General features: G+C 70.5%; 18 protein-coding genes. 11 read left to right on the forward strand and 7 right to left on the reverse strand.

Annotated features, from left to right (window positions below):
* Positions 1 to 71: 71 nt before the first annotated feature.
* Positions 72 to 2,273 (forward strand): rhomboid family intramembrane serine protease, encoded by a 2,202-nt coding sequence (locus tag IPL40_02580; GenBank protein MBK8480051.1) that lies wholly within the window; start codon positions 72 to 74, stop codon positions 2,271 to 2,273.
* 119 nt (positions 2,274 to 2,392) lie between these two features.
* On the opposite strand, the gene IPL40_02585 is transcribed toward IPL40_02580, so the two are convergent.
* Together IPL40_02585 and IPL40_02590 are read right to left on the reverse strand one after the other, a co-directional pair.
* Entirely contained in the window at positions 2,393 to 3,697 is a 1,305-nt protein-coding gene (locus IPL40_02585; GenBank protein MBK8480052.1) for a hypothetical protein, read from the reverse strand.
* A gap of 33 nt (positions 3,698 to 3,730) precedes the next feature.
* Complete coding sequence (locus tag IPL40_02590) at positions 3,731 to 5,101, reverse strand: hypothetical protein (protein ID MBK8480053.1); 1,371 nt, start codon at positions 5,099 to 5,101, stop codon at positions 3,731 to 3,733.
* A 312-nt stretch (positions 5,102 to 5,413) separates the two neighbouring features.
* On the opposite strand from IPL40_02590, the gene IPL40_02595 reads away from it, so the two are divergent.
* The 10 genes from IPL40_02595 (at position 5,414) to IPL40_02640 (ending at position 17,237) form a co-directional block, all read left to right on the forward strand.
* Positions 5,414 to 7,063, forward strand: a complete 1,650-nt coding sequence (locus IPL40_02595; GenBank protein ID MBK8480054.1) for a DUF4339 domain-containing protein — start codon at positions 5,414 to 5,416, stop codon at positions 7,061 to 7,063.
* 79 nt (positions 7,064 to 7,142) lie between these two features.
* On the forward strand, positions 7,143 to 7,757 hold the full coding sequence (locus IPL40_02600; GenBank protein MBK8480055.1) for a hypothetical protein: 615 nt from the start codon (positions 7,143 to 7,145) through the stop codon (positions 7,755 to 7,757).
* 88 nt (positions 7,758 to 7,845) lie between these two features.
* Complete coding sequence (pdhA, locus tag IPL40_02605) at positions 7,846 to 8,949, forward strand: pyruvate dehydrogenase (acetyl-transferring) E1 component subunit alpha (protein MBK8480056.1); 1,104 nt, start codon at positions 7,846 to 7,848, stop codon at positions 8,947 to 8,949.
* Positions 8,939 to 9,922, forward strand: a complete 984-nt coding sequence (locus tag IPL40_02610) for an alpha-ketoacid dehydrogenase subunit beta (GenBank protein ID MBK8480057.1) — start codon at positions 8,939 to 8,941, stop codon at positions 9,920 to 9,922. The genes pdhA and IPL40_02610 overlap by 11 nt, the downstream gene beginning before the upstream one ends.
* A 45-nt stretch (positions 9,923 to 9,967) precedes the next feature.
* A complete protein-coding gene (locus tag IPL40_02615) occupies positions 9,968 to 11,308 on the forward strand; it encodes a 2-oxo acid dehydrogenase subunit E2 (protein ID MBK8480058.1) in 1,341 nt (446 codons plus the stop codon).
* A gap of 193 nt (positions 11,309 to 11,501) precedes the next feature.
* Complete coding sequence (gene lpdA, locus IPL40_02620) at positions 11,502 to 12,932, forward strand: dihydrolipoyl dehydrogenase (protein ID MBK8480059.1); 1,431 nt, start codon at positions 11,502 to 11,504, stop codon at positions 12,930 to 12,932.
* Positions 12,932 to 13,579, forward strand: coding sequence for a hypothetical protein (locus IPL40_02625; protein MBK8480060.1), 648 nt, complete (start codon positions 12,932 to 12,934; stop codon positions 13,577 to 13,579). The genes lpdA and IPL40_02625 overlap by 1 nt, the downstream gene beginning before the upstream one ends.
* A gap of 262 nt (positions 13,580 to 13,841) precedes the next feature.
* A complete protein-coding gene (locus tag IPL40_02630) occupies positions 13,842 to 15,698 on the forward strand; it encodes a 2-oxoacid:acceptor oxidoreductase subunit alpha (protein MBK8480061.1) in 1,857 nt (618 codons plus the stop codon).
* A gap of 5 nt (positions 15,699 to 15,703) precedes the next feature.
* Positions 15,704 to 16,729 carry a 2-oxoacid:ferredoxin oxidoreductase subunit beta gene (locus tag IPL40_02635; protein ID MBK8480062.1) on the forward strand — a complete coding sequence of 342 codons (1,026 nt, stop codon included), beginning with the start codon at positions 15,704 to 15,706 and terminating at the stop codon, positions 16,727 to 16,729.
* A gap of 217 nt (positions 16,730 to 16,946) precedes the next feature.
* Complete coding sequence (locus IPL40_02640) at positions 16,947 to 17,237, forward strand: 4Fe-4S binding protein (GenBank protein ID MBK8480063.1); 291 nt, start codon at positions 16,947 to 16,949, stop codon at positions 17,235 to 17,237.
* A gap of 180 nt (positions 17,238 to 17,417) precedes the next feature.
* On the opposite strand, the gene IPL40_02645 is transcribed toward IPL40_02640, so the two are convergent.
* The 5 genes from IPL40_02645 to IPL40_02665 all read right to left on the reverse strand — a co-directional run bounded on the left by IPL40_02645 (position 17,418) and on the right by IPL40_02665 (position 25,013).
* Positions 17,418 to 18,347 carry a GGDEF domain-containing protein gene (locus IPL40_02645; GenBank protein ID MBK8480064.1) on the reverse strand — a complete coding sequence of 310 codons (930 nt, stop codon included), beginning with the start codon at positions 18,345 to 18,347 and terminating at the stop codon, positions 17,418 to 17,420.
* Between the two features lie 105 nt (positions 18,348 to 18,452).
* Positions 18,453 to 21,131, reverse strand: coding sequence for a pyruvate dehydrogenase (acetyl-transferring), homodimeric type (gene aceE / locus IPL40_02650; protein ID MBK8480065.1), 2,679 nt, complete (start codon positions 21,129 to 21,131; stop codon positions 18,453 to 18,455).
* A gap of 200 nt (positions 21,132 to 21,331) precedes the next feature.
* Positions 21,332 to 21,982 carry a membrane integrity-associated transporter subunit PqiC gene (locus IPL40_02655; GenBank protein MBK8480066.1) on the reverse strand — a complete coding sequence of 217 codons (651 nt, stop codon included), beginning with the start codon at positions 21,980 to 21,982 and terminating at the stop codon, positions 21,332 to 21,334.
* Complete coding sequence (locus tag IPL40_02660; GenBank protein MBK8480067.1) at positions 21,979 to 23,913, reverse strand: ATP-binding cassette domain-containing protein; 1,935 nt, start codon at positions 23,911 to 23,913, stop codon at positions 21,979 to 21,981. Before IPL40_02660 ends, IPL40_02655 begins: the two co-directional genes overlap by 4 nt.
* On the reverse strand, positions 23,910 to 25,013 hold the full coding sequence (locus IPL40_02665) for an MlaE family lipid ABC transporter permease subunit (protein MBK8480068.1): 1,104 nt from the start codon (positions 25,011 to 25,013) through the stop codon (positions 23,910 to 23,912). The genes IPL40_02660 and IPL40_02665 overlap by 4 nt, the downstream gene beginning before the upstream one ends.
* Positions 25,014 to 25,254 lie beyond the last annotated feature (241 nt).

Raw genomic sequence — 25,254 nt, forward strand, 5'->3', positions numbered from 1 at the left:
GAGTTGCAGGTGCCAGGCCGAGGCTGCGCGCGCTCGGTTTGGAGGGTACGCCGCGCGTGGAGTGCTGAGGCTTGGGGTCCATCTGCGCCGTTCTGCTCTGGAGTATCGTGGCCGTCCTCGGCCTCAGCATCGTGGTGCTCTGGCGCCGCCGTGGTGGTGGTGCCCTCGGCTTCCTCGCCATGCTGGGCGCCAACCTGCTGCTGGCGCTGCTGGCGCTGCGTAGCGAGTCCCCGGGTGGGCCGCTCTGCGTGCTGGCGATCGGCGTCTTCTGCGCGATCGTCGTCGCGCCATCGATGCTGGTCGCACTCGTCCGTGTCGCCTGTCGTCAGGAGCGTTTCGTGCTGGCGCACGCCCTGGTGGGGGTGCGCCAGCTCCTGCAGCCCGGACTCGGCCTGGAGCGCGAGCGGCAGCTCGTCGAAGGCCTAGCCCTGGCGAGTCGCGGGCGCGGGACTTTGGCGCTGCAGCGGGCGCGGGCGCGCTTGGCGCGCTGCGCACCGGAGCAGCCCGAGCGCTTGGCGCAGATCGAGCAGCTGATGGCGCTCTTCTTCTTTGATCGGCAACCGGCGCAGGCTGTGGCGCTCTTCGAGGCGGAGGGCGGCCCGGCGCTGGCCCGACGCTCGCCCTCGCTCTGTATCAGCGCCGTTCGCGCCTACGGGGAAGTGGGAAACTTCGAGGCGGCCGCGCGCTACCTCTGGCTGCTCGAGATGGGCGCCACCGTCGCCGGCGAGGTCGATGCGGCGGGGGGGCTGCTCAACGCCTCGCGCTTGCAGTTCCTCGCGCACCTCGGGCGCGTGGACGAGGTCGAGCGCCTGGTCGAGGTGCCGGGGTTCGCCCTGACGCTCGGTGCGGCGCGGCGGCAGCTCTGGCGGGCCCTGGCTCTCGGGCGGGCGGGCCGCGGCGAGGAAGCGCGGCAGCTCTGGGGCGTGCTGGCGCGACAGCGCAGGGATCGCGTCGCGCGCGCGGTCGCGCTGCGGCGCCTGGATCAGCCGGATCCCGTGCTGGCGCCAGCGACGTTGGAGGAGGGGTTGGGGCGGCTGGTGGCGCTGGTGATGCAGCGCGCGCTCGCGCATCGCGTGTTGCCGCAGACCGACGGGCCGATCTGGCAGGTGGCGCCGGCGGCGGTGGTCATGCTGCTGGCGCTGGTCGGCGTCTACGCCGCGCAGCGTGGCCTCGCGGCGCTGCCGCGCTGGGCCGACGAAGGCTGGTTGTTGCTGCGCTGCGGCGCCAACTTCCCTCCCTTGTCGCTCGGGGCTCAGCCCTGGCGCCTGCTGGCCAACGCCTTTCTCCATGGCGGCCCCTACCACCTGCACCTGCTCTTCAACGCCTATGCGCTCTATCTGCTCGGTCGCATGACCGAGCCGATGTACGGCTGGCGCCGCTGGCTGCCGATCTACGTGCTCTCGGCGTTTGGGGGCTCCCTGGCCAGCGCGGCGCTCGGTCGCGCGGTGCTCTCGGTGGGCGCGTCGGGTGCCATCTCCGGGCTCTTGGGCGCCGCCGTGGCGGCGCTCCTTAGGCTGCGCGGTCACGTCCCCGAGCGCTGGCGCTCGCGGCTCTTTGTCAACCTGCTGGTGGTAATCGGTATGCAGCTCGTGATCGGGCTCCAGGTCGAGCTGATCGACAACGCCGCGCACCTCGGCGGGCTGGCGACGGGCGCGCTGGCGGGCTGGTTCGCGGCGCCCCAGGTCGTGCGACCGGATAGCGGCTGGCGGCGGCACGTCGCTAGCGTCGCCAGCGCGCTCGCGCTGGCTGCCTGTGTCCTGGCCGGGACGATGGCGCTGCTCCAGGGCGAGCGCGATTGTCCACGACCTGCGCGGCACGATCTCTCGGCGGCGGGGATCACGCTGCGCCTCCCGACCCATTGGGAGATCAGCCGCGAGGAGGGCCGGTTGGCCTTGCAGGATCCGCTGCTGACGGCCGCGCCGACCTTGCAGCAGGTCGTCTCCCCACAATGGCTCGGTGCGAAGGGCGGCGCGGCGGCCACGCGCGAGGCCCTGGTGACGGTTTACCGCCAGCTCAACGAGCGTACGCGCGAGCAGCGCCAGGTTCGCGCCCTGACGCTCGTCGATGCGGTACCGCGACGCGTCGGGCCGGGGCTTTGGCGTGGGGTCGTGCGGGTCTTGGCGGGACCGCATGAGCTGGCGCAGTCGACGTATTTTCGGCTCGAGGGCGGGCGGCTCCACGTCCTGCTGGCCCGGCTGCCCGTGGAGCGCGAGGCGATCTACCAACCGCTGATCGACGAGGTCGTGGCCAGCGTCCACCTCTCGGGTGGCTAGCAGCCGCGTGAGGGCTGGACGCCGGCGCGCGGCGAGCAGCAGCGCAGGCCTGCGCCGCTCGAGCCCACCTCGGGCCGCAGTGCCGCGCCTGGCGACGGGAGCAATCGATCGACGGACGGCTAAATCCCGCAGCCGGCCGTGTGCTTGTAGAACACCACGTCCCCCCGCGCGTCGTTGATCAGCAGGAAGACGTTGTACTTGGCGAGGTAGCGCCAGCGGCCGAAGGTGCCCGTGGCGACCTGAGCCAGCGGAGCGTTCGCAGCGGAGGTGCGCACCCAGGCCCTGGGGGTCGCCTTCAGTTCGAGGACGTAGGGCGCGCCGCCGATCCACGCCACGAGGGCGTCCGCCTGCGGATCGTAGTCAGCGCCAGGCGCTGGGGCCGCTTCCAATGCAGCGCCTCCCGTGACCGTCCACGCCGCATCGAGCGAGGCGACCTTGCCCTGCGCAAGGTCGTAGACGAGCATCTGGCTGCCGCCGCCGAGCGTGACGAAGAGACCACGCTTCGTATCCACCAACCCCCGGCGGCTCCCCCAGCCATCGTATTTCCCCGTATAGGGCGGGAAGCCGAAGTTGATCAGTTGGGTCCAGGTGTTGGTGGCGAAGTCGTAGCTGTTGAGGCCGGCCTGGGCGTGGAGGAAGAGCAAGCGAGTGGTCGGATCGTAGGCGGTTGCCCACGAGTACGGGCTGCTGGCGAGGAAGGAACCGCTAGGCTCCTGGTTGGTCCAGATCTTGGTGGCGAGCTCGAAGGTCCAGGTCAGGCGGGTGCCAGCGCCGTCGGTGGAGCGTGAGCCCCCGGCGGCGAAAAATCGGTTGGCGTGGGTGAGGTACTGCAGGCCGTCGTAGGTGTGGCGCGAGACGGGCTGGCCGTCGGCCAGGGGATCCTCGTTGAAGGGCGGCCGCGACGGCTCGGTCAGCTGCTCCCAGGTCCAGGAGGGGAGGTCGAAGGCGTAGAGCTCATTGCCGCCGTAGTCGTTATGCCCGCCACCCCAGAGCAGCATCTTGCGGTGAATCGGGTCGTAGGCCCCGCCGCCCCAGGCGCCGACGACGTTTGCGCAGCCGCCGACCAGATACACGCCGTCCCCATAGGTCGCGGCCGCGCGGCAGAGGTCGAAGAGCGCGGTGTTTGGCGCCGTGGCCCAGCTGTCAGCAGGGAGCTGGATCATCGCGCGCTCGTGCGCCGTGAGCGTCGGATCGGCGTCGAGGCAGGTGAGGTCCACGGTCGCGCTCGCGTCAGCGCCGGCGCCCGCTGCGTCCTGCGCCGCCCTCGCGTCGGACCCGCGGGGTGCATCGGCGCTGGTTCCGTCGCGCGCTGCCTCGGAACCGGCGTCCGGGCGGGCGCGTACCGCCCCGTCGTGCCAACAGGCGCCGAGGCCACCGAGGGCCAGCACGAGCAGCGCTCGCCGGCTGTAGGCCAGGTGCAGCATCGAAACCTCCTCTCGCGCCGGCGCGCTGGGCCGCTAGCCAGCGCTCGGTACGTGCTTCTCCAGGGTCCAGGTTCCCGGCAGATAGAGGTCCTGGGGCCCCCAGCTTCGCGCGCCCGTCGGTGCCACCGCGAAGACGCGGTAATAACCCGGCCGCAGGCCGGCGAAGGTGAAGGTCTCGCCTCCTGCCACCCAACCCAGTAACACGCCGTCGACATAGATCAGTGCCGCGCCGGCGCTCTGGTTGTCGATGCGCAGCGCCTTGGCGTCGTCGCCCGCGCTGGGCCGTGCCGAGGGCGGGCGGGGAGCCGTCGCGCGGCCGCGAGCCGAGGTCGACGACGGCCCGGGCGCGCGCAACGCCGCGAGCGCGGCCGGCGCGACGACCTGGAGCCCCGCGAGGGTCGGTGCGGGGAGCTGGTGGCTGATCCGAAGGTGGTCGCTGTCGCGACCCGAGAGCCCCGAGAAGCCAAGGCGCCGCTCCGGCATTGACGCCGCGCCAAGCACGGTCACCTCGGTACGCCAGATGGGGGCGCGCCCGGCCGGAAGGCTCTCGTTGACCACCTTCAGGCGCCAGCCGATGGGCGTGCCGCCGACCTGCTCCGCGAGGGCGTCGAGCGCCATCAGACCATCGTGCCCGGCACAGAGCGGCAGTGCCAACGCCAAGAGGATCTGCGCGGTGGGGCCACCCTCGAGGCCGAGCAGCGAGGTCCAGAGGTCGAGCCTGAGCCGCAGGGCCCAGGGCGCCGCCTGCTGCGCCAGGGGCCGGTAGTGGGCGCGCGCCCGCAGCCGCCACGCTCCCCGGCGGAGCGGCGATCGGGTCGGCGCCCGCGTTGCATCGGTCGAGGCGAGGGCCTCCAGCCGTGGTGGCTCGAGGGTGTGCTCCGCTGAGGCCGCGCGGTCCAGCACCTCGGGCAGCAGTTCGCGTCGCAGCGAATGCAGCCAGCCGTCCGGGGCCCGCACCATCAGCCGATCGCGATCACCACGCCAGAGCAGCACCAGCTCACCGGCCGGGTGCGCGCGCGGCAAGACGATCAGCGCGCGCTCGCTCAGCGCGTAGACGTGCAGCTCGAGCGCGGAGGCCACCTGCAGGGCCTCGAGGGCGGTCCTTTGGCTCGGCTCCAGGCGGGCGAAGCTGTCGATCCCCGGTAGCTCGAGCCGCTGTCGCAGCAGGAAGTGCGCGGCCGGCATGGCCGCCACCTCGCTCGGTTTGGCGCGGGCGCCGTGGGCGCCGAAGGTCATGGCGCCGGCAAGGGCGGCCAGCAGCAGGCAGCGGCGGCCGGCTCGCCTCCTCGGTTGGTGGGCGATTACGCCAGCCGACCGACAGGTCACGGTGGCGCCCGGTCGGCGCGCGCGCTGCGCTGCCCGCATCTTGGCCGCCGACCCGCTGCTGACTCGCCGCTGAACCATGACTCGCCGCTGAACCACGGTCACTCCGCTGCTGCCCCGTCGGGCGTTGCCATCACTCGCCGCGTCCGCGGAGCCAGCCGCTGTGCTGCGAGGCGTGGCCCTCCAGGCTGAGGTCGGCCTCGCACCGCCGCGCACCACCACGTCGCGCACGTTGCGTCGAGAAGCGGGAGCGGCGCAAGTGGATTGCGCGCGCGCTGCGTCTCGTCGTGGCTCGCGTCGGCCGCTGCTGCTATCGTCGGGCCCGCAGAACCTGGAATAGTCGCCGTGGGGAGCGCGGAGCGCGGTCCGCTGGTGGGAGGGGGGAGTCGGTCGATGGTGGATGAGATCGCAGCGCCGCCCGAGTCGAGGTGCCCGCGCTGCGGAGCGCCAGCCGCGCTCGGCGCGGCGCCGGGGTCCGGCGCCGCCAGCCGGCGGAGCTGTGTCGCCTGCGGCGAGGTCTTCGAGGGCGCGCCCTGCGAGCCGTCCCCCTCGTGGCTGGGCCGGCGCGGCGCGCGCCAGTGGTTCGTCGCGCAGGGCGAGCGGCGCGTCGGACCGCTGACAGCCCAGGAGGTGCGCGAGGCCCTCGCGCAGGGCGAGCTGACGCCCGGTTGTTGGCTCTGGCGCCCCGGTCTGACGAGCTGGGAGAGCGCGCGCCAGCTCGACGAGTTCGCGGATCTAGGCGGGGCGCGGCCCGCCGGCGCGCCGGCGGAGATCGAAGGGGAGAAAACCCGCGTCTGGCACGAGGGGGAGCAGCAGCATCTCCTCGGCCTGGTGGCAGAGGCCGAGGTGCCGGGCGACTTCCTGGAGCGGCCGACGGACGCGCACTCGCTGGCCGGGATCTTCGGCGAGGTCGATGCCGCGACGCGGCCCTGGCCCACCGCCTGTGCTTCCCTGCTCCCTGAAGGTTCCCTGCTCTCTGAGGGTTCCCTGCTCTCTGAGGCCGCCGAGTTCTCGTCGAGCCCGCGAGCCTCGGACAATCCGTCCGAGGCGGCGGCAGTCGCGCTGACAGCGGCGCGGCGCGACAGCTCGGTGCTCTTCTCACTCGACGAGCAGGGGCAGAGCCTCGCGGCCGCCGTTAATGCCGGGCCGTGGCCGCCGGGCCTCCCCGAGGCGCCGCCGGTCGATCGCGCGGCACGCGCGGGCTCCCGACTCGGCGCTGATCAGGGGCCACTCGCCGCAGCTAGCTCGTGGGCGTCCTTTTCGCCCCGCGAGGACGCCGCGCGGCCACCGTCGCGGACCGCAGCGCGGCGAGCGCTCGCGCTCGCGCCGCTCATGTTGGTGCTGGGTCTCGCGGCGGGGCTGCTCTATTACGCGCTCAGGCGCGCCCCGAGCGAGGGGTTGGAACCGCCTCCGCTGGTGCAAGAGCCCGCACCGCGCACGTCGCCGCTGGTGGGCGTGGAGCGACTGGCGCGGCCGCTCCCGCCGGAGGCTGCCGCTGCGCCGCTGGCCCAGGCCGCGCCGCGCGCCGAGGACCCCTCTCCGCCATCGGCAGCGCCCGTCGCACCGGCACTCCAGGTGCGGCCACGCGCGCCGATCGCGCGGCCGAGGATGAAGATCAAGGCGTCAGCGCCGCGCCATGGGCGGCCCTGGCCGGCGGCGCCGACTCGGCATGTCGGGGTGAGCCGCAGGCCGCGGGCGTCACGGGCCAGCGTGCGCCCGCCACGCTCGAGCCCACAGCGCGTCCGGCCGGTGGCCGCGCGCGCCGAGCTCCGACCGCTGTCGACGCGGCAGGTGGCCCGCGGCATCGACCAAGCGCGCGCGGCGGTCCAGCGCTGCGCAGGTCGTCACCTTCAGCCGACCGTCGTCACCCTGGCGCTGCGGGTCGACGGGAGCAGCGGGCGCGTCGCGCAGGGGCGCGTGCTCTCGATCCTCGCGGGGACGGCGCTTGGCCAGTGCGCCCTCGCTGCCGTGCGCGCGGGCGCCCGGTTTCCGACCTTCAGCGGCCCACCGCTCGAGCTGACCTGGCCGATCGTGCTGCGCTGATTCACCCGTGCACGATTACGTTGACAGTGCCCGAAACAGACTGCTATTCGGGCGGGCATACGTCGGAGAGGATCAGCCCATGCTGTTGCAGACAGTGGAACCTCGCTTTGTCGCCGGCGTGCGCCCCTTCGCCCGCGGCCTGATCGGGCGAGGACTCGCGGCGCTGGCCCTGGCGTTCGGCCTGATTTTCGCGGCGCCACCGGCGACTGCGGCGGTGCCCCCGGAGCTACGCCCGGCGACGCGTGCGTTCTTCGCGAACTTCGCCATCGGTGCGGCGATCCGCGTCGACGATTTTCCCACGCAGCTGAAGCTACTGGAGGAGGTCGGCTTCCATCTGCGAGGTGGGATGGAGGGGCCGGCCATCGGGCTGTCGCTTTCGCAGTCATTTGGCGATAGTGCGTTCGGCCTGCAGGTGGGGCCTAAGTTCTGGTGGGACGTGCAGCCCATCGAGGGGCTCGGGCTCTACATTGCGCCGATGGCGCAGGTGGGCTATGCGCTGCTTAGCTTCGGTGATCGCCGACATGTCCGCGACGAGACGGCGAGCTATTTTGATCTGCAGCTGGGCTTTGAAGTGCGCCTGGCAATCAACGACCGCGCCATCGTGACCTATCGCCCGTTCACGATCGACATCCTTGCCGGAGAGCACGTGGGTGTGCGCTACGACATGCTGATCGGCGGTGGGGTCGTTTTCTGATCCGTCGTGGGCCGGCCCGACCGCCTTCCCCGCGATCGGGGAAGCGTCTGCGCGCCGTGTACGGCTCGATCGCCTGGAGAGGGCTCGTTTGCCACTGAAGGAAGTCGCCAAGTTCAGCGTGTCACAGCTGCAGGTGCTCGACGAGCACGGTCAGCTCGACGAGAAGCTCGATCCGCGCCTCTCCGCCGCTGATGCCGTGCGCCTCTATGAGGCGATGTCGCTGGGACGCGAGGTCGATCAGCGCTTGGTGCGCCTGCAGCGCCAGGGCCGGATGGGGACCTGCCCGCCCTGCACCGGCCACGAGGCGGCCGTCTGCGCGCCGGCCTTGGCGATGACGGATCGCGACTGGTTCGTCGGCTATTACCGGGAGCTCGGTGCGCGGCTGATGCGCGGCGACTCGTTGGAGCAGAGCCTCCACTTCTGGCACGGCCACGAGGAGGGCAACGTCCAGCAGCAGCCGGGGCGAACCCTGCCCGTGACGGCGATCGTCGGTGCTCAGGTGCCGCACGCCGTGGGGATCGCCTACGCGATGAAGTACCGCCGCGAGCAGGACTCCGCAGTCGTCAGCTTCTTTGGTGACGGTGCCACCTCGCAGGGGGATGTCCACGAGGCGATGAACTTCGCCGCCGTTTGGCAGGTCCCGGTGGTGTTCATCTGCGTCAATAACCAATGGGCCATCTCGCATCCGCGCGAGCAGCAGACCCGCTCGGAGACGATCGCGCAGAAGGCGATCGCCTACGGCTTCGAGGGGCTGCAGGTCGACGGCAATGATCCCTTGGGGATGTATCTGGCGACCGACCGGGCGCTGCAGCGGGCGCGCGAGGGTGGAGGACCGACGCTGATCGAGGCGCTGACCTACCGCCTGCTGATGCACACCACCGCCGACGACCCGCGCCGCTATCGCAGTGACGCCGAGGTCGAGCGCTGGTGGAAGCGCGACCCCTTGCCCCGGATGCGCCGCTACCTCGAGGGCCGAGCCCTCTGGGGCGAGGCGCAACAGGAGGCGCTGCAGGAGCGGATGCGGCAGCAGATCGACGCGGCGGTGAACGCGGCGGAGCAGGCCGGGGGCTGGCGCCCCGACGTGCTCTTTGACCATGTCTACGGCACGCCCGATCCCGAGATCGAAGCGCAGCGCCGGAGCTTCCTTGGCTCCTTGCCCCGCGCGGGAGCGGTGGATGGCCATGGCGCCTAAGCTGACGATGGTCGAGGCGATCAACCTGGCGCTGCGCCAGGAGATGGAGCGCGACGATCGCGTCGTGCTGCTCGGTGAGGACATCGGGATCAATGAGGGCGTCTTCCGCGTGACCGCCGGGCTGCACACGGCCTTTGGCGCCGAGCGCGTGATTGACACGCCGCTCGCGGAGTCGGGCATCGTTGGCACGGCGATCGGGATGGCGCTGGCTGGGCTCCGTCCAGTGATCGAGATCCAGTTCGCGGGCTTCGTCTTTCTCGGCTTTGGCCAGCTCGAGGGGCATGCCGCGCGCTATCGCTCGCGCACGCTGGGTCAGTGGACCGTGCCGCTGGTGCTGCGGATGCCCTACGGCGCCGGCATTCGCGCCCACGAGCACCACTCGGAGAGTCGCGAGGCCACGTTGGCCGGCGTTCCCGGGTTGAAGGTGGTGATCCCTTCGGGCCCGCGCAGCGCACGCGCCCTGCTCGCGGCGGCGATACGCGACCCCGACCCAGTGATCTTCATGGAGCCGGCGCAGCTCTACCGTGCCTTCCGCGAGGAGGTGCCCGAGGAACCCGAGGTCGGGGTGCTCGGGCGGGCCCACGTCGAGCGCACCGGCAGCGATGTCACGCTGGTGTCGTGGGGCGCGATGATGCTCCCCAGCCGCCGCGCCGCCGATCTGCTGGCGCGCGAGGATGGTGTGCAGGTCGAGTTGATCGACGTGCAGAGCATCGCGCCGCTCGACACCGCGACGATCGTCGAGTCGGTCGCGCGCACCGGCCGCTGCGTGATCGTGCAGGAGTCGCCGCGCTCCTTCTCGCTGGCGTCCGAAATCGTTGCGCGCATCAACGATCAAGTCTTGCTACAGCTCGAGGCGCCCGTGCAGCGCGTGAGCGGCTACGATGTCGTGACGCCCTTCTTTCAGCGCGAGCGGCTCTACATGCCCAACGAGGCGCGGATCATCGCGGCGGTTGGGCAAGCCTTGGCCGACTGATTCGCGCGCGCCTCGCTTCCGCGCAGCGGCCTCAAGGAGGATGTCTTGTACGAGTTCAAGCTGCCCGATCTGGGCGAGGGTGTAAAAGAGGGCGAGATCCTGCACTGGCACGTCAAGGCCGGTGATCGCGTCAAGGAAGACGACCCGCTCGTCGAGGTCGAAACCGATAAGGCCGCCGTCACGATCCCGTCGCCGCGCGCAGGCACGGTGACGCGCACCGAGGGAGCCGTCGGCGATCGCTTGGCGGTTGGCAGTGTGCTGGTCGTGATCGACGATGGTGGCGCGCCCGCTGCAACGCCCGCTGCAACGCCCGCTGCAACGCCCGCTGCAAGCGCCAAGTTGCCGGCAGCGCCGGTAGCCCCCGCTGCCCCGGCTGCGGCTGCAGGCGCCGGTGCGGCGGAGCGCGGACTGGTCGCCGCGGCACCGGCGACCCGACGGCTCGCGCGTGAGCTCGGGATCGACCTCTATGCCGTGCAGGGCTCGGGGCCCGGCGGCAGGGTGACCACCGAGGACGTGCGGCGCCACGCCAGCGGGTCGGGTGCGGGCCTGGCGGTTGCGGCAGGCGGTGCCTCGGTCCCGGCCCTCGCCGCCACGTCGAGCAGCACCGTTGGCTTCGTCGCGCCCGCGGGCGGGTCGCCGATTCCCTTCTTCGAGGTCGAGCCGCTGCCCGATTTCGGCCAGTGGGGGCCAGTCGAGGTCGAGGCCTTGCGCTCGATCCGCCGCAAGGTCGCGATGAAGATGGTGGCCTCGATGACCATCGTGCCGCACGTCACGCATATGGACGAGGCCGATGTCACCGAGCTCGACGCCTTTCGCCGCGAACAGAATGCCAAGCGCTCGGCGTCGCAAGCCAAGCTGACCTTGCTGCCCTTCGTCGCCAAGGCCCTGCTCGCCCAGCTGCGCAAGGCGCCCCAGTTCAACGCCAGCATCGATCCCTTCAAGCAGGAGATCGTCTACAAGCGCTACTTCAACCTCGGCTTCGCCGCCGATACGCCGCGCGGGTTGGTCGTCCCGGTGATTCACCACGCCGACCGCCTGAGCATCGACGAGCTGGCCGAGGCGCTGCAGCGGCTCGCCGACAAGGCGCGAGCCGGGACGATCGACGTCGCGGAGCTGCGCGGCGGAAGCTTCACGATTACCAATGTAGGGAGTCTGGGCGGGACCGCGGTGATCCCGACGATCAACTACCCCGAGGCAGCCATCCTCGGACTCGGTCGAGCCGCCGATCGCGCTGTCGTCCGCGACGGTGCCATCGTCGTGCGCAAGATCATGCCGATGAGCCTCGTCTTCGATCACCGCCTGATCGACGGTGCGGATGCCGCGCGCTTCCTCAGCGCGGTGGTGGCCCGATTGTCCGATCCGGGGCGGCTGCTACTCGAAGGCTAGGCAGTTACCCAGGCGGCGCCGAGGCGGTGGGCGGCGCGGGCGAGGGCCCGCCCCGGTCGCCAGCTTCGGCAGCGCTTGGGTGCCCCGCGGGGGTGGGCAAGCAGCGTTAGTGGGCGAGCGATGAGCAACGCGGCCGGGCGGAAGCGTGCGGGATGGCTCGCTCGTCCCCAGGCCGGCGAGAGGGGGATTGCCGATGGTGATGGGAAGCATTCAGCAGGAGACCGAGGTCGTCGTCGTCGGTGGTGGGCCGGGTGGCTACGTCGCGGCGATCCGCGCCGCCGATCTCGGGCATGAGGTGTTGCTGGTCGACGAGCGCGAGCGACTGGGTGGCGTCTGTCTGCTCGAGGGCTGCATTCCCTCGAAGACCCTGATCGCCGCGGTCGAGGTGATCGAAGGCGCGCGGCGCGGCAAGGAGATGGGGATCACCTTCGAGGGGCTGAAGCTCGACGTCCCGGCGCTGCGGCAGTTCACCGAGGGGGTCGTCAATCAGCTCTCCGGCGGCATCCAGACGCTGCTGAAGAAGCGCGGCATCGCCGTGCTGCGAGGCACCGCCGAGCTGGCCGGGCCGCAGGAGCTGCGCCTCAACGGCTCCGAGGTCGCCAGCATCCGCTTCAAGCACTGCATCCTCGCCACTGGATCACGTCCGACGCTGCTGCCGCAGCTCGAGGGGATCGCGCTCTGGACCTCGCGCGAGGCGCTGGCCGTGCCGCGCGTGCCGGAGCGCCTGCTGGTGCTGGGGGGCGGCTACATTGGCCTCGAGCTCGGCTTTGTCTATGCCGGCCTCGGCTCGCGCGTGACGCTGGTCGAGCTGCTGCCGCAGCTGCTCGCCGGGGCGGACGCTGACCTCGTCGACCCGGTCCGGCGGAGCGCCTCCAAGCACTTCGCCTCGCTCCAGCTCGAGACGAGGATGGTCGGCCTCGAGCGTCGCGGCGACCTTTGCATCGTCGAGACCGAGAGCGCCGCCGGGCGCACCAAGCTCGAGGTCGACGAGGTGCTCGTCGCGGTCGGGCGCAAGCCCAATACCGAGAGCCTCGGCCTCGATCGTGTCGGGATCGCGCTCGATGCGCGTGGGTTGATTCCCGTCGATGCGCAGCTGCGGACCCGCGTGCCGCACATCCACGCGATTGGCGACATCGTCGCCGGGCCCGGCCTGGCGCATAAGGCCAGCCGCGAGGGCAAGGTGGCGGCCGAGGTCATCGCTGGCCGCCCGGCGGCCTTCGATAACGTGGCCATCCCCGCCGTCGTCTTCACCGACCCCGAGGTTGCCTGGGCCGGCCTCAGCGAGTCCGAGGCGCGACAGCGTGGCTTGGCCGTGACCGTCGGCAAGTTCCCGCTCAGCGCGCTCGGCCGGGCGCGGACGGTTGGCCGTACGGAGGGGCTGGTCAAGGTGATCGCTGACGCCGAGGGTGGCGCCGTGCGCGGGGTCGGGATCGTCGGTCCACATGCCTCGGAGCTGATCGCGGAGGCTGCGCTGGCGCTGGAGATGGGCGCCGTGCTCGAGGATCTGACCGCGACGATTCACCCTCATCCGACCTTCTCCGAGGCGCTGATGGAGGCGGCCGAGGTGGCTGAGGGGCTGCCGGTGCATATCCCGCCGCTGAAGCGCTCGACGACGCCCCATTGATGGCCACGCCGGTCGTCGCCAGCTTCAGCGAGGACGACGCGCTGATCGCCGCGGCCGAGCAGGGAGAGCGGGCCGGGTGGCGGGTCTATCGACTCGACCGCACAGTGATCGTGCTGGGGCGCGGCAGCCGAGCGGAACGCGAGGTCGATCTGGCGGCCTGCGAGCGCGACGGTGTCCCGCTGCTCCGTCGCCGCGGCGGCGGCTGCACCGTGGTCCTCGACCCGGGCAACGTGATCGTCTCGGTTTGCCTGCCGCTGGAGGGCATCAGCGGCAACCTCTGCCAGCTCCATCGGCTCTCCGACTGGCTGGGCGAGGGGCTGAAGCGGCTGGGAGCAGAGGGGGTCGAGCGCCAGGGGATCTGCGACCTGGCACAGGCCGGGAGGAAGATCTCGGGCGCTTGCCTTTATCGCGCGCGCGGACTGCTCTACTACTCCGCCACCGTCTTGGTCGAGGCCCGGCTCGAGCTCTTGGGGCGTTACCTGCTGCACCCGCCGCGCGAGCCGGACTACCGCGCCGGCCGGCCCCACGAGGAGTTCGTCGGCGCGCTGCGGCTGCCCAGACCGCTGCCGGCGGCTGAGGTCGCCGCGGCCCTGTCGGCGGGCCTCGCGCCGCTCTCGTCGCTGGGCTGCGCCGAGGCGGGGCGCTGAGGCTCCGCGCATCACGACAGGGGACGGAGGCCCCGAGGGGGCGCTCCGCGGCCGGAGCACGCGGCACTTGGCCGAGGGGATGGCCGAGCAGCGGGCCGAGCAGCTGGCCGAGCAGCTGGCCGAGCAGTTGGTCGACCAACTGGTCGAGGGGATGGCGGCCTCGTTGCCGCGACGGTAGACTGACCGAACGAGTGGCGTGCGGTCGTAACGACGGCGCCGATGGAGATAGGTCGCGATGCAGGCGGACGACGTAACGGGGCGGATGGTCGAGCGCAAAGAGCTCTCACGCGTGACGATCCGCTTCTCCGGTGATTCGGGCGACGGCATGCAGCTCGCCGGCACGCATTTCACCAACACCTCGGCGCTGATCGGAAACGACGTCAGCAGCCTCCCGGCGTTCCCGGCGGAGATCCGCGCACCCGCGGGCTCGGTCCCCGGGGTCAGCTCCTTTCAGATCAGCTTCGCCAACGAGGATATCTTCACCCCGGGCGATCAGCCAGACGTGCTGGTGGCGATGAACCCCGCGGCGCTCGCGGCCAACCTGCAGGACCTGCCGCGCGGCGCGACGATCATCGTCAACAGCGATGAGTTTCACGCGGCGAGCCTGAAGAAGGCGAGCTACGCCGTGAGCCCCCTCGAGGACGGCAGCCTCGCTGGCTTTCGCGTGTTCGAGGTGCCGATCACCAGCATGAACGAGCGCACGCTGGCGGAGACCGGGCTGACCAGTCAAGAGGTGGTGCGCTGCAAGAACTTCTTCGCGCTCGGGCTGATGTATTGGCTCTTCAACCGGCCGACCGAGCCGACGCTGCGGCTGATCGCCGAGAAGTTCGGTCGTCGTCAGGATCTGGCCAACGCCAACCAACTGGCGCTCAAGGCCGGGCACGCCTTCGGCGAGACCGCGGAGATGTTCTCCGAGCACTACGTCGTCCGTCCGGCCAATCTGGAGCCGGGCACCTACCGCAACATCACGGGCAATAGCGCTATCGCGCTCGGCTGCCTGGCGGTCTCGCAGATCACGGGTCTGCCCTTGTTCTACGGCAGCTATCCGATCACCCCGGCGAGCGAGATCTTGCACGAGCTGTCGCGCTTCAAGCAGTTCGGCGTCAAGACCTTCCAGGCGGAGGACGAGATCGCCGCGATCGGCTCGACCATCGGCGCGGCCTTCGGGGGCGCCCTCGGGCTGACCGGCACGAGTGGCCCTGGCTTCGCGCTCAAGGGCGAGGCGCTCGGGATGGCGGTGATGACGGAGCTGCCGCTCGTCGTGGTCAATGTTCAACGCGCGGGGCCGAGCACGGGCATGCCCACGCGCACCGAACAGGCTGATTTGCTCCAGGCGATGTTCGGTCGCAACGGCGAGTCCCCCGTCGCCGTGGTGGCGCCAGCGACGCCCGCTGATTGCTTCAACATGGCCGTCGAGGCCTTCCGCATCGCGCTGCGGCATATGACGCCGGTGGTGCTGCTCTCCGACGGCTATCTGGCCAACGGTTCCGAGCCGTGGCGCATACCGAACGCCGCCGACCTGCCGCGCATCGACGTGCAGCACGCCGAGGCCCGTCCTGGGGAGGTCTTTCGTCCCTACGCGCGGGATCCCGAGTCGCTCGCGCGTCCCTGGGCCGTGCCTGGCACGCCTGGCCTCGAGCACCGCCTCGGGACGCTGGAGAAGGAGGATGGCAGCGGCAAGGTGAGCTACGACGGCGAGAACCACCATCGGATGGTGCTGCTGCGGGCCGAGAAGATCGCGCGAATCGCGCAGGATGTGCCACCTCAGGAGGTTTGGGGGGCTGAGGAGGGACGCGTGCTCGTGCTCGGCTGGGGCAGCACCTTTGGCGCGCTGCGCAGCGCCGTGCAGCGCCACCGCCGCGAGGGGCGCTCGGTCTCACATGCGCATCTGCGCTACCTCAATCCCTTCCCGGCGAACCTCGGTCAGATCCTCGGTCGTTTCGAGCGCGTCTGGCTGCCCGAGATCAATCTTGGGCAGCTCGCGCTGCTGCTGCGCGCGCGCTTCCTGGTTGATGTGCGCGGCTACAACCGCGTGGCGGGTCGTCCCTTCGGCATCAACGAAATCTACGAGCAGATTGGTCAACTGTATGATGCGGCGCCGTCGCCGCAGGTGAGGTGACGCCGATGTCCACGACAGCGGTCAAGCTCACGCGCAAGGACATGGTCTCCGACCAGGAGGTGCGCTGGTGCCCAGGATGCGGCGACTACGCCATCCTGTCGCAGATTCAGCGCGCGCTGCCCGAGCTCGGGATCCCGCGCGAGAACATCGTCTTCGTCTCGGGCATCGGTTGTTCGAGCCGGCTGCCCTACTACATGAGCACCTACGGCTTTCACAGCATTCACGGGCGAGCGCCGACGCTCGCCAGTGGCCTAAAAATGGCGCGGCCCGACCTCCACGTCTGGGTCATCACCGGCGACGGCGACGGGCTCAGCATCGGTGCAAACCACCTCTTGCACGCGATGCGGCGCAACGTCGACCTGAAGATCATCCTCTTCAACAACCAGATCTACGGCCTGACGAAGGGGCAGTACTCGCCGACCTCCGAGTTCGGCAAGAAGACCAAGTCCTCGCCCTACGGCAACATCGATCACCCGATTCGACCGCTGAGCGTGGCGCTGGCGGCCGAGGCCACCTTCGTGGCGCGCACGATCGACCGCGACACCAAGCACATGCAGCAGGTGCTGCTGCGCGCCGCGCGACATCACGGCACCGCCTTCGTCGAGGTCTACCAGAACTGCGTCATCTTCAACGACGGCGCCTTCGACGAGTTCGCGGACAAGGCCTGGCGCACCGAGCGGACGGTGCTGCTCGAACATGGGCAGCCGCTGGTCTTCGGCGCGCAACGCGACAAGGCGATTCGCGCGAGCGGTGTCCGACCCGAGGTCGTCCGGCTCGATGACCCAGCGCTGCGCCGAGAGGAGCTGCTGGTCCATGACGAGCAGCGCGAGGATCCGACGCTGGCGATGATGCTCGATCGGATGACGAGCCCAGAGTTTCCGGTGCCGCTGGGGGTCTTTCGCTCCGTTCAGCGCCCGGTCTACGACGAGCTGATGGAGCAGCAGATTCGTCAGGCGCGGCTGCGCCAGCCGCCCGATCTCGACGCCATCTTCCGCGAGGGAGACAGCTGGGAGATCAAGCGCGAGGGGTGATCGGCGCCGCGCGCGGGGCCCGTCCGGGGCTTTTCCCAGCGCGGCAAAAGCGCTATATACGAGCGCGCTTGCGCGTCCCGCGCCATCGGTGGCGGGGACGCCCGGCGACCAGCGCCAGCGCGCGCAGCAACGACGCGCAGCAACGACGCGCGCAGCAACGACGCGCGCAGCAACGACGCGCGCAGCAACGACGCGCAGCAAAGAGGAGATGAGCAGCATGGCCTATGTAATCGGTGAACCGTGTGTCGACGTGATGGACACGGCCTGCGTCGAGGTTTGCCCCGTCGACTGCATTCACTATGAGGAGGGCGTCGACCGCAAGCTCTACATCGATCCGGATGAGTGTATCGACTGTGGCGCCTGCGAGCCGGCCTGCCCCGTCTCGGCGATCTTCGCCGAGGAGGACGTACCGGACGCGCAGTCGGCCTATAAGGAGGTCGACGTCCAGTGGTTCAAGGATAAGGACGCTGCACGCAAGCGCGTCGCCGAGCTCAAGCCGGCGGATTGAACCACCCCGGCGATCGATAGCCCCCGCGATGCCTTGGGTTGGGTCGAGGGCGCTCGCAGCGCGCTAACCACGCCCTTCGGCTGGAGCGCGTCACGCCGGCGTCACGCTGGTCGCGTGTCGCGAGCGGCGCCTTCATTCGCTCGTCCGCTCAGCCGCTCAGCCGCTCAGCCGCTCAGCCGCTCAGCCGCAGCGCTCGCCGTAGACGCAGATGCGGTCCCGCCCGCTTGTCTTGGCGGCGTAGAGCGCCTCGTCGGCGGCAGCGAGGAGCTCCTCCGCGCTGCTCACGCTTGGATGGGGGATGCTGGCGACGCCACCGCTGACAGTGACGATCAACTCACTGATCGCGGGAACCAGGGGCTGGGCCTGCGTCTGCTCACGGATGCGATTGGCGACCACCCGAGCGATGTCGCTGTTGAGCCCGCGACAGATCAAGACGAACTCCTCGCCACCGAAGCGCACGACCAGGTCCTCGTCGCGCACGGCGGCGGCGAGGCGCGTGGCGAAGGCGACGAGCACGGCGTCGCCCGTGCCGTGGCCGTGGGTGTCGTTGACGCGCTTGAAGTGGTCGAGGTCGAAGACCGTCAGCGCGAGCGGTGAGCCGTGGCGCGCCGAGTAACGCACCTCGCCCGCGAGGCGCTCGAGCATGAAGCGGCGGTTGTGGACCCGCGTCAGCGGGTCGCGGACCGCCGCCTCGTACATCTTTTGTTGGAAGGTCTCGTCGAGATGGTCGGCATAGGAGAACTTGAGAATGGTGGTTGACCCGATCTGAATCCGGTCGCCGTCCGCGAGCAGCCTCGACTGCACGCGATCACCGTTGACGATCGTGCCGTTGCGGCTGCCGAGGTCCGTAATGCTCACCTCGCCGTTGGCGCCTTCGGTTAGGCGCAGGTGCTGGCGGGAGATGCCCTCATCGGTGATCGGCACCGTGCATTCCGCGCCGCGGCCGATCACCATCTCGCCCTCGATCTTGAACATCTGGCCGACCTGACTGCCCGCCAGCATGATCACGTAAGCCCGATCCCGCACCTGTAGCAGGTGGCTGGTGTCCTCGTCGCCGAGCAAGGCCACCGTGGTGTCGGCGAAGTCGTCGGGGGGCGGTCTGGTGCTCATGGCAACCAGTCTATGCCATCCGAGGCGATCATCAAGCCGCGACGGCCGGTCAGCGGTCCGGACTGGCCGTCAAGCTTGGCGGCCAGTCCTCGAGCGGTCAGGGGGCTAGGGTAGGTAGGTCGCGGCGTCGGGCTGGGTGGCGTCGATTCCCAGCTTGGCGACGGCCTCCGCCACTCGCTGGTTGTCGATTGTGCCGCCTTCGGCCAGGCGCTTGAGCGCGGCGAGCGCCGTGTATTCGGCATCGATGCCGAAGTAGCGCCGCAAGGCGGGACGCGTGTCCGAGCGGCCAAAGCCGTCGGTGCCGAGCGTGAACAAGCCACCGGGAATCCAGCGGCTGACCAGGTCCGGCAGCGCGCGCACGTAGTCGCTGACCGCGATCACCGGGCCCTCACTGCCTTGCAGCGTCCGCGTGATCAGCGGCACGCGCGGTGCCTCGAGCGGGTGGAGCAGGTTATGACGCTCGCAGGCCAGCGCCTCGCGCTGCAGGTTGACGTAGCTCGTGACGCTCCAGACATCGGCGACGACGCCGAACTGCTCGGACAAGAGCTCTTGGGCGCGCAGCGCCTCGCAGAGGATTGATCCGCTGCCGAGCAGCTGCACGCGCGGCCCCTCGCCGCTGCCGCGCCGGTAGCAATAGATGCCGTCGATGATGCCCTGCGTCACCCCTTCGGGCATCGGCGGCATCGGGTAGCCTTCGTTCTGCAGCGTCAGGTAGAAGATCACCCGCTCTTCTTGCTCGAGCATGCGCTTGAGCCCGTGTTGCAGCAGCACGGCGACCTCGTAGGCCCAGGCCGGGTCGTAGTGCACGACGTGCGGGTAGGCGGCAGCCATCAGCGGGCTATGGCCGTCACAATGCTGCAGACCCTCGCCGCGCAGCGTCGTGCGGCCGGCGGTGGCGCCGAGCAGAAAGCCGCGGCAGCGCTGGTCCCCGGCGGCCCAAATCTGGTCGCCGACGCGTTGAAAGCCGAACATGCTGTAATAGATGTAGAAGGGTAGCAGCGGCTTGTCGAAGGTGGCGTAGGCGCTGCCCGCGGCGATGAAGCTCGCCATCGAGCCGGCCTCGCAGATGCCCTCCTCGAGCATCTGACCATCCTTGGCCTCGCGGTAGCTCATCAGCATATGCGCGTCTACAGGCTCGTAGAGCTGGCCGACGGAGGAGTAGATGCCGTACTGGCGGAAGAGCGCGTCCATGCCAAAGGTGCGCGCCTCGTCGGGGACGATCGGCACGATCCACGGTCCGAGCTCGCGATGGGCGAGGAGCTGGCCCAGCATCCGAGCGAAGGCCGCCGTCGTCGAGACGTCCTGGTCGCCGCTGCCCTTGAGGTAGCGCTCGAAGAAGCCGACCTCCGGCACGCTGCGCCGCAGGGCGACCTGCTTGCGCGCGGGAAGAAAGCCGCCCAGCGCCTGGCGCCGCTCCATCAGGTACTCGAACTCCTCGCTCTTCTTGGGGAAGCGGATGAAGGGCGGGTCGAGGAGCTGGCTGTCGCTGATGTCGAGGTTGAGCAGGTCGCGGAAGACGGCGAGCTCCTTGATCGTCATCTTCTTCTGCTGGTGGGTGACGTTGCGACCCTCGATCCCTTGGCCGAGGGTCCAGCCCTTGACGGTCTTGGCGAGGATCACAGTCGGCCGCTCGGTCTCGCCGGCCGCTGCATGGTAGGCGGCGTAGACCTTGCGGAGATCCTGGCCGCCGCGGCGCAGGCGCGCCAGCTCCGCATCGGTGCGGTCGGCGACGAGCGCCTGCAAACGTGGATCGGGGCCGAAGAATTGCTCGCGGATGTAGGCGCCGCTCTCGACCGAGTACTTCTGGTACTGGCCGTCCACGGTCTGGCCCATCCGGTCGGCGAGCACGCCCTCATGGTCGGCGGCGAGCAGCTTGTCCCACTCGCGGCCCCAGATCGCCTTGATCACGCGCCAGCCAGAGCCGTTGAAGACGGCCTCGAGCTCTTGAATGATCTTGCCGTTGCCGCGCACGGGTCCGTCGAGCCGCTGCAGGTTGCAGTTGATCACGAAGACCAGGTTGCTCAGCTTTTCACGCGACGCCAGGTGCAGCGCGCCGAGCGTCTCCGGCTCGTCGCATTCACCATCGCCGACGAAGCACCAAACCCGGGACTTGCTGCTGTCGGCCAACCCGCGGTGGTGCAGGTAGCGGTTGAAGCGTGCCTGGTAAATCGCCGACAGGGGTCCGAGGCCCATCGAGACGGTGGGAAACTGCCAGAAGTCCGGCATCAGCGTCGGGTGGGGGTAGCTCGAGAGCCCGCCGCCAGCGACCTCGCGCCGGAACTTGCGCAGGTGGTCCTCGGTCAGCCGGCGCTCGAGGAAGGCTCGGGCGTAGATGCCGGGCGAGGCATGACCCTGGAAATACACCATGTCGCCGGGGCCATCGTCGGCGCCGCGGAAGAAGTGATTGAAGCCGACCTCGTAGAGCGTCGCCGCCGAGGCGTAGGTCGAGAGGTGCCCGCCGAGGCCGTCGCGCTCGTTGGCGTGCAGCACCATCGCCACCGCATTCCAGCGGATGTAGCGGCGAATGCGCCGCTCGATCGCCTCATCGCCGGGGTAGGCCGGCTCCGCCGCCGCCGGGATCGTGTTGAGGTAGGGGGTCTGGACCAACGCCGGCAGCGGAATCTCGCCGTCCTGCGCCTGGCGCAAGAGCCGCGTGAGGATGAAGCGCGCGCGCTCGTGGCCATGCTGCTGCACCATCGCATCGAACGAGGTCAGCCACTCCTGGGTCTCGATCGGATCGACATCGAGCGTCGCGTTGGTCGTCGCCAGCTCGTCCTTGATCATCAAGCTATCCTCCCGCCCTTCGGCGCTCCGCCCGCGCGAAGGGTACCCGTCGCCTAAGTTGGGGCTCGGTATATACCCCGAGCGCGGGTGGCGACAAGTCGGCGTCCGTGCCGCGTCCGTGCCGTCCGTGCTGCCCATGCTGTCCATGCCGGCGCGCGCGCTGCCTGCCCACGCGCCCGACACCCCGGGACCGCCTGGCCTCAGCGCGCGAGGGCGTGCAGGGCACGGGGCGCCAGCCGCGTGGCCTGCTCGGCGAGGATCTGGCTCAAGAGCGCGACGACGCGCCGCGGGTCGCGGGCCGCGCAGCGGCGCACCTCGTCGAACTCATGGCGCAGCAGCAGCGAGCCATCTGGGGCCTGAAGCGTCAGCGTTGCGGCGAGGTGGGCGTAGGTCTGATCCCCGCGGTCCAGCTCCTCGATCGCCTCGATCGTGCCGCCGAGCAGCGCGCTCGCCTGGGGCAGGTGCGCCTCGTCGTCGACGCGGGCGAAGCGGCCGGAGGCGCGCAGGTGGCGGATCAGCGCGCGCGTCGCGAGCTCAGCTGGATCGGCGGCCCAGCGGCGGTAGCCGTAGTAGCGCAGCTCGTGCTCCGATCCGCGGTAGACCAGTCGCTGCGACTCGTAGCCGGGAGCGACCTGCAGCGGCGCCACCGCCAGCGTTGGCCCCTTCCTCTGCGTCCGCTGCGAGCCGCTGAGCGTGGGGGCCGCGAGCACGTAATAGTATTCGTTGGCTGGGGGCGTGCCCCAGCAGCCCGTCAGGCTCGCCGCGCCGAGGAGCAAGGCGAGCCGCGCGAGGCCGCGCGCGCCGGTTGCCCGCGCGCGGCGCGCGCCGGGGGTCGTTGCAGCGACGATCATGGCAGTGATCTCTCCTTGACCGCCTCGCCGCGCAGCAGCAGCGAGGGTCGGTCCCGGATCGCCTGCGCGAAGGCGCGGAGGTTGCCGGCGGCCCCCTGCAGCACGCTCAGCAGGCGCGCGAGCTGCGGATCGCTGCGGCGCAGCGTGCCCGTGAGTTGAATCCCCAGCTGCTGCAGGGTCAGCGCGGCATCGCGCAGCGCGTTGAGCGCCTGGCCCGTGCCCGGCTGCTCGATCCGCAGGCGCAGCGCCCGCGCGGCCAGGGCCACCTCGTCGAGCGCTGCTTGGGGTCGCGTGCGCTGCAGCGTCCGTTGCAGCGTCGCCATCGCCGCCGCGCCGTCCGCGACCATCGCTCGCAGGCCAGGTCGGAGCTCGCTCGCGAGCTGGTCGACGGCGCTGGCGGCGCGCGCCATCGCCGTCGCGCTGCGATCGAGGTTCGTCATTAGCCGTCCGACGCGCTCGCGCTCGAGCAAGGCGGCGAGGCCCTCCGCTGCCTGGTCGGCATGCCTCAGCAACGAGCCCAGACGCTCGCGGTTCGTGTCATCGGTGATGCGAATCAGGTTGTTGGCGACCTGCTCGATCTTCTGCGACACGTCGATCGCCCGGCCAGTGATCGTCTCGGTCAGTGAGCTGCCGGCGCGGATCTCCGAGCGCGGCCCGTTGGGATGCAGTCGCGGGGCCCGTCGCGAGCTGCCGCTCAGCTCGACGAAGCGCAGGCCCGTCAGCCCGATCGAGGCGACCACGGCGCGCGTGTCGGCCTTGATCGGGGTCCCCGGATCGAGCGCGAGCCGCACGCGCACGGTCTCGACGTCGTCGACCAGCACCCGCTCGACAGTGCCGACGCGCACCCCCTGCATGTTGACGGCGGCGCCGCTGGCCAGCCCACTGACCGACTCGTGGTAGCGCACGAAGTAGCGGTCGCGAGGATTCCAGAGCCGGAGCCCCGCCAGTGCGCCGACGGCGACGACGAAGAGCAGGGTGGCGAGCACGATGAACACGCCGAGCCGCACCTGCTGTGCGCGAGTAGCCATCAGCGCTGGCCGCCGTGCTGCAGGGGGAGCGCTTCCCGCTCGGTATCCGCTTCCAGCGCGGCCAGCAAGCTCGGCCCGGTCGTCCGCTCGGCGGCGGTCGGGGCGCTGCGCTGGAAGAACTCGCGCACGCCCGGTTGAGCGCTCTGCTGCAGCTCGGCGACGCTGCCCTGCGCCAGCAGGTGGCCATCGCGCGCCAACATCACGACGTGGTCGGCGATCACGCCGATGCTGGCGAGCTCGTGCGTGACCACGACCATCGTCATGCCGAGCTGCCGCTGTAACCCGCGCAGGGTCGCGTCGAGCCCCGCCGCGACGACGGGGTCGAGGCCGGCCGAGGGCTCGTCGCAGACGAGCAGCGTCGGGTCCAGCGCCAATGCGCGACTGATCGCGGCGCGCTTCCGCATGCCGCCCAGAGCTGTGCCGGTAGCAAGTCTGCCGTCCCCTCAAGCCGACCAGGGCCAACTTCTGCTCGACGATGCGGCGAATCACGCCATCAGGCAAGTCCGTGTGCTCGCGCAGCGCCAGCGCGACGTTGTCGCCGACGCTCAGCGATCCCAGCAGCGCGCCGCCCTGGAAGAGCATGCCGACGCGACGGAGCAGCGCAATGCGCTCGCGCTCGCCCAGGTGCAGCGGGTCGCGCCCCAGCACGCGCACCGTGCCGGCCATCGGCTTGAGGAGCCCGACCAGCGTCCGAATCACGGTGGACTTGCCGCAGCCGCTGCCGCCGACGAGGCAGACGATGCGCCCGCGTGGCACCGTGAACGAGAGGTCGTGCACGACGAGCCGGTCGTCGTAGCCGGCGCTGAGGCCGCGCACCTCGACGGCAGGCGCGGCCTGGTCGAGAGCCGGCTCCGCCGGGCCTTCCTCCGCGCGTGGCAGAATGCCGGAGCGAGCCGCGATCATTTGAGCACGGTGGCGACGACAGCGAAGGCGCTGTCGACCATGATCACTGCGAAGATGCTGGAGACCACCGAGGCGATCGTGGCGCGCCCGACATCGGCCGGACCGCCGCGGATGCGCAGCCCATAGTGGCAGGCCGCCATCACGATGACCCAGGCGAAGACGAGGCTCTTCGAGAGCCCGTGCCAGAGGTCGTTGAGTGAGAGCGCCTGGACCGTCTGCTTGAGGTAGATCGTCGCGTTGAGGTCGAGGAAGAGAATGCCGATCAACAGCCCGCCGCCGACGCCGAGCGCCATGGAGAAGAGCGTCAGCGCGGGCTGCGTCAACGAGATCGCGTAGACCCGCGGCACCACGAGGTAGCGAATCGGATCGATCGCCATCGTGCGCAGGGCGTCGATCTCCTCGTTGACGGTCATCGTGCCCAGCTCGGCGGCGATGGCGGATCCGCTGCGGCCAGCGACGAGGATCGCCGTCATCACCGGGCCAAGCTCGCGCACCATCGTCAGCGCGACCAGGTTGGCGACGTAGATCGTCGCCCCGAACTGCCGCAGTTGATAGGCCGCCAGGAAGGCCAGAATCAGCCCGAGCAGAAAGCCCGTCAAGCCGACGATCGGCACGCTGTCGACGCCGATGCGCGTCGCCTGCTCGGTGGTCGCCCCGGGCGGCGGTAGACGGCGGCGCAGCGGGGCGACCACCGCCCAATAGCCCGTATCGGCCAGCAGGTGCGCGAAGGCCAGGGCGGCGCGCGCGAGCCGCTGGCCGGCGCTGCCGACGCGCTCGAGGTAGGGCGCGCTCGCTCGCGGAGGCTCGGGCGCCGGGGCGCTTGCGGCGGCCAGCGCCTGCCTCAGGCTCGGGCTCGCGCCGCGTGCGCGAAGCGAGGTCCCGCGCCGCCGAGCCAGCGCCAGACACTCGGTCAGGGTCGCGAGGCCAATCGAGTCGATCGCCGGCACCCCCGCCAGATCGAGCAGCACGTTGCGTCGCTGGCGCACCAGCCGCGCGACCAGCCCGACCAGCGGCTCGGCCGCCTCGGCGTCGAGCGGCCCGCGCAGGATCAGCGTGAGCAGCCCGTCATCGCCCTGCTCGGAGGTCAGCTCGAATGCCATCGGGGCACGGTAGGGGTGCTGCCGACGGGTGTCAACGCAGGCGCCTCCGCGCGCCCTGGACAGCCTCCGCGCGGCCTGAGCAGCCTCTCCCTGCGCCCTGAGCAATGCGAGGCCGCGTCTTTCTTGCCGACTGCGGCCCTCGCACGGTATCCTCTCGCCACTTATTAGGTGTGGCGATTAGGGCGCGGTCGCTGTGGGCGGGGCTTGCAGGCGCTTCGCTCTGCGTTCCCCCACGCGGCGT

This window comes from Pseudomonadota bacterium, assembly GCA_016711215.1.
In the GTDB taxonomy this organism is placed as follows: Bacteria; Myxococcota_A; Polyangia.